This is a genomic window from Alteromonas sp. AMM-1 (assembly GCF_047290655.1).
In the GTDB taxonomy this organism is placed as follows: domain Bacteria; phylum Pseudomonadota; class Gammaproteobacteria; order Enterobacterales; family Alteromonadaceae; genus Alteromonas; species Alteromonas mangrovi.
In genome coordinates, this window is the sequence record NZ_JBLBUE010000147.1 from 1 (window position 1) to 8,710 (window position 8,710).

Annotated in this window: 9 protein-coding genes; 8 read left to right on the plus strand and 1 reads right to left on the minus strand. The window is 47.2% G+C overall.

Features of this window, described 5'->3' with window-relative positions:
- Positions 1-389: 389 nt before the first annotated feature.
- Genes ACLR2L_RS16510 through ACLR2L_RS16520 form a run of 3 tightly spaced genes read left to right on the plus strand, consistent with a single transcriptional unit; the run spans position 390 to position 2,805 of the window.
- A complete protein-coding gene (locus tag ACLR2L_RS16510; RefSeq protein ID WP_413369640.1) occupies positions 390-2,078 on the plus strand; it encodes an ABC transporter ATP-binding protein in 1,689 nt (562 codons plus the stop codon).
- A gap of 3 nt (positions 2,079-2,081) precedes the next feature.
- The gene (locus ACLR2L_RS16515) at positions 2,082-2,351 is read left to right on the plus strand and encodes a PqqD family protein (RefSeq protein WP_140961524.1); all 270 of its coding nucleotides are present in this window, start codon (positions 2,082-2,084) and stop codon (positions 2,349-2,351) included.
- Positions 2,344-2,805, plus strand: a complete 462-nt coding sequence (locus tag ACLR2L_RS16520) for a lasso peptide biosynthesis B2 protein (RefSeq protein ID WP_413369643.1) — start codon at positions 2,344-2,346, stop codon at positions 2,803-2,805. Before ACLR2L_RS16515 ends, ACLR2L_RS16520 begins: the two co-directional genes overlap by 8 nt.
- Before the next feature lie 33 nt (positions 2,806-2,838).
- Here the strand turns inward: ACLR2L_RS16520 and ACLR2L_RS16525 are convergent, their stop codons facing one another.
- On the minus strand, positions 2,839-4,617 hold the full coding sequence (locus tag ACLR2L_RS16525; protein WP_413369645.1) for a lasso peptide isopeptide bond-forming cyclase: 1,779 nt from the start codon (positions 4,615-4,617) through the stop codon (positions 2,839-2,841).
- Between the two features lie 583 nt (positions 4,618-5,200).
- Here ACLR2L_RS16525 and ACLR2L_RS16530 point away from each other — a divergent pair.
- The 5 genes from ACLR2L_RS16530 to ACLR2L_RS16550 all read left to right on the plus strand — a co-directional run bounded on the left by ACLR2L_RS16530 (position 5,201) and on the right by ACLR2L_RS16550 (position 8,598).
- Positions 5,201-5,821: a hypothetical protein gene (locus tag ACLR2L_RS16530; RefSeq protein ID WP_413369647.1), complete on the plus strand. Its 621-nt coding sequence runs from the start codon at positions 5,201-5,203 to the stop codon at positions 5,819-5,821.
- Between the two features lie 16 nt (positions 5,822-5,837).
- On the plus strand, positions 5,838-5,999 hold the full coding sequence (locus tag ACLR2L_RS16535) for a lasso RiPP family leader peptide-containing protein (protein WP_140961531.1): 162 nt from the start codon (positions 5,838-5,840) through the stop codon (positions 5,997-5,999).
- 282 nt (positions 6,000-6,281) lie between these two features.
- The gene (locus ACLR2L_RS16540) at positions 6,282-6,890 is read left to right on the plus strand and encodes a hypothetical protein (RefSeq protein WP_413369649.1); all 609 of its coding nucleotides are present in this window, start codon (positions 6,282-6,284) and stop codon (positions 6,888-6,890) included.
- 13 nt (positions 6,891-6,903) lie between these two features.
- Positions 6,904-7,065, plus strand: coding sequence for a lasso RiPP family leader peptide-containing protein (locus tag ACLR2L_RS16545; RefSeq protein ID WP_140961535.1), 162 nt, complete (start codon positions 6,904-6,906; stop codon positions 7,063-7,065).
- Between the two features lie 363 nt (positions 7,066-7,428).
- Positions 7,429-8,598, plus strand: a complete 1,170-nt coding sequence (locus tag ACLR2L_RS16550) for an APC family permease (protein WP_413369651.1) — start codon at positions 7,429-7,431, stop codon at positions 8,596-8,598.
- Positions 8,599-8,710 lie beyond the last annotated feature (112 nt).

The following is an 8,710-nucleotide window of genomic DNA, read 5'->3' on the forward strand; positions in this document are numbered from 1 at the left end:
CCCCGCCTGCGCGGGGAAGACTTCCCTTACCGTCATCCCGGGCTCGACCCGGGACCTACCCAAACAACGCGCCGATGCCAAACGAGATCCCCGCCTGCGCGGGGATGACGGGGAAGGGCGCGGGTGACGGAGAAGGGCGGGGATGTCTTCCCATTCTGTCATCCCGGGCTTGACCCGGGATCTACTCAAACAACGCGCCGATGCCAAACAAGATCCCCTGTCATCCCGGGCTTGACCCGGGACCTACTCAAACAGGCCGGGATGTGCAAACAAGATCCCCGCCTGCGCGGGGATGACGGGGGTGACGCAGCATAGGGAGTGTTGTAAAGTAACACCACACAGAACAGGGGACGATGCCCAGGTGTCGGGTAACAATAACGGAAGTACACATGTTCAATAGCCTGCGACTGCACTACGGCTTAAAGGTTTTTCAATCCTACAAATGGTCTTTCACGCTGGTGGTAATGCTTATGGTTACCGAAACCGCTGTTAGCCTTACTGTGCCTTATTTAGTGGGTCAGCAGTCTCAGTCGTTTCTTCAGGAAGTAACTATTCTGAATAATAACCACCTGAAATACCTGTATTTGTGGGTGGCGTTATTTGCCGCGCAGGCCGCACTTCGATTTTTGTCTACCTACAATGTTAATTTGGTTGGTGCGCGATTAATGGCAGAACTTAGTTGCCGCCTGTACGACCATATTCAGGTGTTGCCCATCCAGTATTTTCAGGAAAACAAGCGCGGTGACGTACTGTCGATGCTCACCAACGACCTGGCGGTAGTGAGTTTTTTTGCCTCCAGTGTGCTAACTAACCTTATTCCTAACATTTTGGTGTTAATTGGCGCGGGTGTACTGATGTACATGCTGGAACCCACCATTGCTTTGCTCATCTGCTTTTTAGTACCCATTATTTATGTGATTTTAAAGCTGGTGAGCCGGGGCATGCAGCCCATATCGCGTGCGCTGGTGCAGCGCCAGGCCGACTCCCTTGCTCAGGCCAGTGAAAACATTGGTGCCATCTCGCTTATAAAAGCATTTAACAAAGAAGCGTCGGAGTCGTCTAAATTCAAGCGTCGCTCTAAGGAAATACTGGCATTACGGGCGCAACAATTTCGTTTGCAAGCCCTGCTGTCGCCGCTAATTCAGTTCCTGGCTTCTTTGTGTATTTTAATTGTGGTGATCATGAGCGTGCTTAAATTTAATGCCGGCACGCTGAGTATTCCGGATCTGATTAGTTTGTTGCTGTATGGCATTGTGTTTACCCGTCCGTTGGGATCACTGGCCGGATTGTATGGGCAGTTACAGCAAGTTATTGGTGCGTCTGAACGCTTGTTGCATGTGTATCATTTAGAAAGTGAACCCCGCGATGAGCATGGTGTACCCATTAGCGTAGCGCAGGGCGATATTGTATTCGATAACGTTGAATTTGCGTTTCCACAGCGTGGCTGCATATTAAAAGGCGTGTCGTTTCACCTTAAAGCCGGGCAAAACATGCTGATTTACGGCCAGAACGGTGGTGGTAAAACTACCATGCTGCATTTGCTAATGCGCTTCTTTCAGCCGTCAAAAGGGGCAATTTTAATTGATGGCCAGAATATTCAACAGGCCACTACCGCCTCGCTGCGACACGCTATTGGTCTGGTGTCGCAGGATGTTTTACTGCTAAACGGCAGTATTTATGAAAACCTCACTTATGGCGTTGCCAACCCGGCTGCCGACGATGTGTATAAGGCAGCCAGTCAGGCCGGACTCGACAACATTATTATGCGCTTACCACAAGGCTACGAAACCCAGGTAGGCGAGGGCGGTGTAAGGCTGTCTGGCGGCCAGCGCCAGCGTATTGCATTAGCCAGAGCGCTGCTGATGAAGCCAAAAATACTGTTGCTGGACGAACCTACCTCTATGTTAGATGAGCAGGCACGCTTGAGTTTTAAAGAGGAATTTCATGGATTGTTTGCGCAGTTTACCGTTATCATGATCTCGCACGATCCTACACTGTCTGATGTTGCTGATGTGGTGTACCAACTGGAAAATGGTACCTTGCAGCGTCAGTCAATCAGGTCCGACTATCAGGAGTAAAATATGTCTGCCTATCAGTTAAAGCCCGAATTGTTATTACAGAAAGTTGCCGATGAAATGGTGTTGTTAGAGCCAGAATCGGGTGAGTATTACACGCTTAACAATGTAGGCGCCGACATGCTTGAACAGTTGCAACAAGGTAAATCAGCAAAGCAAATTGCGCAGTATATCGCCGATATTTACGATGTGAGTGCGCAGCAGGCCGAGTCCGATTTTAATGTGTTAATGGCCGATTTAGTTCAGGCAGACCTTGCCGAAGCGAGCGGTGTTTAAGTCTCTTTCTCAGTTTTGGGCACTCAATAGCGCGCAAAAAAAATGGTTTGTGCGCTGTTGGTGGCAGTTTGCTATTTGGCATATCCGCATTCAGTATTTACCCTATCATTGGTGGAAAACACGCTTATTTAACAGCGTTAATAGAAATAGTGGGCGCTCACTTCCTTTTACATTGCAAAAAGCCATTCAACTGAGCGAAATGGCCGCACGCCATCATGTATTTCGCATAAACTGTTTACGCCGCTGTGTGGTACAACAACAATTGCTGGCTGAGTATGGCTATGAAACCACACTGCATTTTGGGGTAGCAAAGCAAGACAGCCGCCTAAAAGCGCACTGTTGGTTAACACACCAGGGAAAGCTGATTAACGACGGTCCGGAAGTAGTCAGTACTTATACCGAACTCAAACTGGCAGGTGAGCAGAGCCAGCAAATTCTGGCTGCTTTACGCTAGAGCCACACGGGATTTGCGTAACAACACATCTACTCAGTGGTGTTGCTGGATCCAGCGCTGAGTTAAAATGGCGTAAAGCAGATCCACATGCACACTCACTCCATTGCCACTCACTGCCGCGTCGAAGGCTTTAAGCAGTAGAGCATTATTTACCAGTCCCAGTTCAGCCAGGCGTGTGTCGTTAAGTAACTCGCGCAGTGGCTCTGCGTTGTCTTTTACTAACTGACCAAAGTGGTTGTCGAAAGTCACTTTTTTCACGTTCCAGCACACCGATTCGGGCAAATGATGTTGCATGGCATTGCGCAACAACCACTTAGGATACGGGCCGCGAATCAATTGTTTACCCGGTAAGGCAAAACTGAACTCTGCCATACGTGCATCAAAAAACGGGTGGGCAACATTAATACCGTATTGCCAGCCCACTTTTTGATAAGACCGCACAGAATTGTAAGTAGAGGTGGTTTTCATGGCGTGATAGCGGGCATAGTTAACCGGTTGTTTGCGCTGGTTAAACGGATTAGCAATTTGGCTGGCATCGGTTGCGGCCTTTGCGGCCTGAGGCGTTAGCCAGGCCGGAATATTCGACGGCGAGTAGCCTTTTAATTTATACGCAGTGTTTAACAGCCACTGGGGAATAAGCGGTTTCACAAACAACGAACGGGCTACCGGCCAACGCGCCATACCGGTTTGTTTGCAGGCTTTAAGCACTTCCGCTATTACGCTTAATTCGCCTGCCAGAAGTCGTTCTGTATAAGCACTGGCATGGCCCCAACACATTTCATCGCCGCCGTTACCGGTAAGTAAGCGGTGTCCGCCAGCGGCTTTTATTAAGTCGCACTCCTGGTGATATCTGGGAGACAGCACGGTACCGGGCGAATCAAAGTCGGTAGGGTAGAGCGATAAAAAGTCCCGATGAGCGCCCGCATCAACCGTTACCTGAATGGGATCAACCAGATTGAGCCTGGCGTACATGGCTTTAATGTTGGCAGATTCATCGCAACTGGCGGAATGGCTGTACAAGTGCGACAGTGCTCTGCAGGCGCGCGGACTTTTTAGTAACTCGTTTACCAGCGCGGTAATTGATGTGGAGTCCATGCCGCCGCTCATCTGGCTAACTACCAACGAATCTGAAGGATGGATATGGCTGCTCACACAACCGCGCAATAACGCCAAAAAGGCTTCGCTGTATTCGCTGTCGCTGCCCAATATCAGTTTGTTATGCGGATCGATATCCCAGAATGAGTGCTGATGTATTTTTCCTGCCGGACTCACCTCAATGCTTTGCCCAAGTGGGAGAGTGTGAATTTCGTTATATAAACACAGCCCCGGATTGGGCTGCCCGGCTAACCAGCAAGCAAGGGCGGTGGTATTTAAGGTTGGCCGCTTGGGCATCAATTTAGCTATAAAAGACGCCTCTGAACTGATTACCGTTACGCCATCTACGTTACCGTAGTACAACACATGCTGATTAAGCGCATCGCGTGAGGCATAAAGCTTTTTATGTGTGTTGTGCCACGTAAATACGGTGTGTGGCCCGGTGATCACATTCGAGATCCCTGCTGGTTTTTTATCGAACTGGCTGCTTAGTTCGCTGTTCGACAACGGCGCAGTGACACTGGCAATAACATTGCCGTTTGGCAGGGAAAACTGCGATAAACTCTGGTCGCGGGCACTGCCACGAGAACAATAACTACCTACTAAACAATGCGAATTCTGCCAGCTGAGCGCCAGGTTAGTATGGCGGCTGGCCTCATCAAACAAATCTAATATAGCGTGGTGGTCTGCCGCCACCATGGCAAATAACGCGGTCATGCTTTATAAGGGGTCATCCTGAGTATAGAGCAACTATGCCCGTTAAGGCTGCAGTAAGCAAGGCGCGAAAGTGGTAGCCTGTGGGTATAGTTGAGCCGTGTTCGTTTTAGACGCAATGTATTCACAATGGATCGCCAGGCGATCGCTGTATCGGATCATGTGGGATCCAATAACACTTGCTTGAAAATTGTGCACTTGCACAAGCTTAGTGCCAAACCCTGTTTTGTATCTCAAGTTTTCTAACAAAAATACGTAAATTCAAACAATTAAATATAGCCACAGTACATAAAAGAAGGTTCGTATAGGCCCTTCCATTCGTAATAAAAGCACAGTAAACTACGCACCAAGCCAATAAATTGCAGTAAGTACCGATAAAACATCGGATCCGGCTAATAAATCAGTGAATGTGTCGGATATTTTTACAAAGAATATTGAGTAACTGGCTCAGAAGTGTATATGAGCCTGTAGTTAATTTCTTTGTTATTGTTTTATATGTGTTTTTTATTTTTGGCATGAACATTGTATTAGTTATGGAAACAGAGCAATCGAAATGCGATTGCAAGTATTTTTGAGGACAGACGCGATGAAAAAATTTATTTTTGCCGGATTGTTAGCATTGTTTGCCAGTCAGGCGAATGCGGGATTCATTCAAGGTGTAACCGGTGAAGACATGGCAGGTATGGAAGTTACCGCTACGTTTGCCGACGGTTCTTCTGAAACAGTAACATGGGCTGCCCTTACTACTGGTGCTGGTGCGGCCACTGGTCTGTTACCATGGGCTGTTATGCTGGATGGCGACTCATTTGGTCAGTACGATTCAAGCACTAACACACTGTTCGGTGAGTTTGTAATTTCTAACTTCTTCGATTTCGACATGGTTTCGCTTTCGTTTAACGCGCTGGTTGCAGGTTTTGTATTCGATACAGAATTCTTCGATGCATCTGCAAATGGATCAGGTGACGGCCGTGAGTTAGTGTCTTCTAATGCAAATGTATTTGCTGTTTACTCAAACAACTACATGGACGAATTGTTCGGTACCATGACTCTGTTAAGTACTTCTCAAGTAGTAGTGGCTGCGGGTTCTGTTGAGTCTTTCTTAACTGATACTGACCAGGTTTCTGAAGAAGTACCAGCCCCAGCAGGCTTTGCAATGATTGCACTGGCTCTGATGGGTATGCGTTTAGCGCGTAAATCATCTAAGTAATATGGAGAATGTAACGATGACTTCTATTGAACAGCGTAATGCGCACGCTCAAAAGCGCGAATACTCGAAGCCTGCGTTACAAAAGGCAGGTAGCCTGGCAGAACTGACTCAAGGTTTTTCTGGAAGCGTTCCAGACGAACAGGGTGGTCACACCAAGCGCAATCCGTTCCAAGGCTAATCGTTAAAAGCCTATTTCATCGCAGAAACCCGGGTAGAGATACCCGGGTTTTTCTTTTTGCGCTGCAAAATAGTAAAAATAGCAAATCATTGATAACACGGTGTTTGTGTGTCGGTTTATTTTACAATCTGAAAACTTCTGATCAGCATTGATCCAAAGCGATCAAATTTTTATTAATAAAAACAAGTAACTAAAATAACTACTAGGATAGGTATAATCTTTGCATTGCTATAAGTGGAAGTAGCAGTACTCTTTTTCACTTTCATTTTAAGGACGTCTAAAATGAGAAAATATATTATCGCAATGACTATGGCTCTGTTTGCCTCTTTCCAGGCTAATGCGTCATATGTTCAGGGTGTTACCGGTGCAGATATGGTTGGCATTTCTGTTACTGTTGAATTTGCTAATGGATCGAGCGAGTCTGCTATTTGGCAAGCAATATCAGCCACCGCTGGCGGTGCGTTTGGTGCTTCTGATTGGGCTTTGATTCTCGACGGTGATTCATTTGGTGAGTACGACTCGGTATCAAACACCTATTATGGTTTGTTCAGTTTCTTCAACGGTCCGTTTGACGTTGTTGGTATCACACTTGATATTCTGAGCGAAGGCTTTGTATTTGACACCGCTTTCGGTGATGCTTCTGCAAATGGCTCAGGTGCTGGTCGTGAATTCGTAAGTTCTGATCCTCAGGCAACAGTAAGTTACGGCAGTCTGGTTGAAGACGAGCTGTACGGTACGCTGGATATTTCTGCATTTGTTGCTGCTGGTACTGGTTTAGCATTCATGACAGATACCGACGCAATGGCACAGGGTGAAGTACCTGCTCCTGCTGGCTTATTGTTGGTAGCGTTTGGTTTGTTAGCACTGCGTGCTACTCGTCGCGCTAAGTAAGGGAGTAACTATAATGACATCACAACAGGTAGTTGTTACGGAACAAAATAAAAAGGTTTATGCACAGCCTAAGCTTGATAAAGCGGGTAGTCTGGCTGAGTTAACGCAGGGTTTCTCTGGTAGCGTACCAGACGAACAGGGCGGTCACACTAAGCGTAATCCTTTCCAAGGGTAAAAGCTTATTAGCTTCTACTTCTAAAAGCCCGGTTTTCCGGGCTTTTTTATAACTTTAAATCAGCAAAAGCTGCTAATGTGAATTAACATCAAACATCAAACATCAAGCATCAAGCATCAAACATCAAACCTCAAAAAAGCATTAGCTTGCTAAGCATGAGCACGTAATACAAAACCAATGCGCTTACTTTCTTCAATCACCGCTATTCACAGTCAAAACTTCATTGCGACTCAGAATACAAAAAATTTCATTCGCAGGGCCTTCATAGTTACCGTGAATACTTTAGAATCGATAACTGCTAATACCAGCACACACAATGGTAAGGCATTGTAATTACTAAGGCTAAAACGTAAAAGAATAACAATGAACAACCAGTTAGTAAGAAGCACTCACCTGGGCGGTGCGGTAATAATTGGCCTGGGATCGATATTGGGAACCGGCGCTTACGTAAGCGTGGGATTAAGTGCCTCAATTGCGGGTAATTGGCTGGTATGGGCGGTGGCAATTGCCGCTATCACAGCACTGTGCAATGGCTTGTCTTCAGCGCAGCTTGCTTCGGCCCACCCGGTTAGCGGTGGTACTTACGAATACGGATACCGGTTTCTTAATCCGCTAAGCGGCAAAATTGCCGGCGGGTTGTTTGTAGTAGCAAAAAGTGCTTCGGCCGCTACGGCTGCTTTGGCTGTAGCACAATACCTTAACAGTTATTTGGGCATGTCAGCTGCGGTGGTAAAAGTAATCGCACTGATGCTGCTGCTTTTGTTCACCCTGTTTGTGTTGTCGGGTGTGCGCCGCACTAACTGGCTTAACGTAATACTGGTAGCCATTAGCCTCACTGGGCTATTTGTGTTTATTGGCATTGCTTTCTCCATGCCAGCAAGTCATCACCAATGGACCAACAATCAATCGGGCGGCTTGTCGGTTTTCCATGCAGCTGCACTGATGTTTGTGGCATTTACCGGCTATGGCCGCATTGCCACCATGGGAGAGGAAATTGTAGATCCTCGCAGGAACATTCCGCGTGCGGTATGGCTTACACTCACTTTGGTAAGCGCGTTGTACATAGTAATAGGTATGGCAATTTTGCATGTTTATAACGCCGCGGTATTTAATCAGGCTACGTTTAATATTAGCGATTTGGTTGCTGATGCTAGCTGGGCTTGGGTAATCGTAACAGGCGGCGTAGTGGCTATGTGTGGCGTGGTGCTAAACTTAGTGCTGGGCGTGTCTCGCGTGATACTGGCGATGGGGCGCAGAGGTGATTTACCCAAAGGGCTGGCAAAACTGGATGCCAGCAGCAAATCTGCGCCTGCTGCAACATGGCTAACCTTTAGCATGATGGCCGTGATTGCTTTGCTAACCGAAATAGAAGGCGCCTGGACCCTGAGTGCGTTTACGGTATTGGTGTATTACGGCATTACCAACCTGGCTGCTCTGCGCGTTAGTAAGCACGATCGTTTTATTCCCCGCTGGGTATCGGTGGCTGGGCTTTTTAGCTGTGTGGGCTTGGTTGTATTGGCCGCTTTAGCATAACCGTTATCATTGCGTAATTGTGCGCAGGCACACAATGCCATACGTACAAATATCTGCTGTTTTTAAAAGCCCGCTTTGTCGGGCTTTTTTACGATATGTACATGATTAATTA

Excerpts from the sequence above, each read along its gene's own strand:
- ACLR2L_RS16510 (WP_413369640.1), top strand. The coding sequence starts at position 390 with ATGTTCAATAGCCTGCGACTGCACTACGGCTTAAAGGTTTTTCAATCC.
- ACLR2L_RS16515 (WP_140961524.1), top strand. The coding sequence starts at position 2,082 with ATGTCTGCCTATCAGTTAAAGCCCGAATTGTTATTACAGAAAGTTGCC.
- ACLR2L_RS16525 (WP_413369645.1), bottom strand. The coding sequence starts at position 4,617 with ATGACCGCGTTATTTGCCATGGTGGCGGCAGACCACCACGCTATATTA.
- ACLR2L_RS16530 (WP_413369647.1), top strand. The coding sequence starts at position 5,201 with ATGAAAAAATTTATTTTTGCCGGATTGTTAGCATTGTTTGCCAGTCAG.
- ACLR2L_RS16535 (WP_140961531.1), top strand. The coding sequence starts at position 5,838 with ATGACTTCTATTGAACAGCGTAATGCGCACGCTCAAAAGCGCGAATAC.
- ACLR2L_RS16540 (WP_413369649.1), top strand. The coding sequence starts at position 6,282 with ATGAGAAAATATATTATCGCAATGACTATGGCTCTGTTTGCCTCTTTC.
- ACLR2L_RS16545 (WP_140961535.1), top strand. The coding sequence starts at position 6,904 with ATGACATCACAACAGGTAGTTGTTACGGAACAAAATAAAAAGGTTTAT.
- ACLR2L_RS16550 (WP_413369651.1), top strand. The coding sequence starts at position 7,429 with ATGAACAACCAGTTAGTAAGAAGCACTCACCTGGGCGGTGCGGTAATA.